This window comes from Streptomyces sp. LS1784, assembly GCF_020103755.1.
GTDB lineage: Bacteria > Actinomycetota > Actinomycetes > Streptomycetales > Streptomycetaceae > Kitasatospora.
The window spans coordinates 1-755 of sequence record NZ_JAHSQD010001211.1 but is presented as its reverse complement, the minus strand read 5'-3'; the positions used below and the strand labels follow the sequence as shown (position 1 = coordinate 755).

At 78.1% G+C, this 755-nt stretch carries 1 pseudogene; it reads left to right on the top strand.

The annotated features are described in order from the left end of the window. Positions 1-755 (top strand): annotated as a pseudogene (locus KS423_RS46585) (DNA repair ATPase); the annotation flags it as partial.

Here is a 755-nt window from a genome sequence, read left to right as displayed (position 1 = left end):
CGGCTCGCCGAACCGGCCGCCTTCGCGCCGCACCGGCAGCGGGCCGGCGAGCTGGCCGAGCGGTGCGCCGCCATCGCCACCGCCGCCGAGGCGGAGCCGCTGGGTGTCGAACTGGGCGCCCAGAGCGAGGCGTTGCAGACCGTCTCCGAGCTGGTCGGCACCCTCGACCTGGCCGACGCCACCACCCGCACCGCGATCCTCGACCGGCTCGCCGACGTGCTCGGGCTGCTGAACCGGGCCCGGTCCGTGCTGACCGTGCGTCGCCGGGAGCTGCGCACCCGAGAGGCCGCCGCCGAGTTCGCCGCCGAGACCGCCCTGCTCGGCCAGGCCACCACCGCCGCGCTCGCCGCCGCCGACACCCCCGAGGCCTGCGACGAGCAGCTCGGCCGGCTGCTGCTGCGGATCGAGCAGCTGGAGACCCGCTTCGCCGACGCCGACCCGGCCCTCGGCGAGCAGCTCGGCCACCGGCGCACCGAGATCCATGACGCGCTCACCGCCCGCCGCCAGCACCTGCTGGAGGAGCGGGCCCGGCGTGCCGACCGGCTGGCCGCCTCCGCCGAACGCATCCTCGACACCCTGCACCGCCGGCTGGCCGCACTGGACACCGCCGCCGAGATCGACGCGGCCCTCGCCGCCGACCCGACGGCCGTCAAACTCCGCGACCTGGCCGGGCAGTTGACCACGCTCGGCGACCGGGTCCGGGCCGAGGAGCTGACCGGACGGCTGCGCGCCGCCCGCGGCCGCGCCCACCGGGC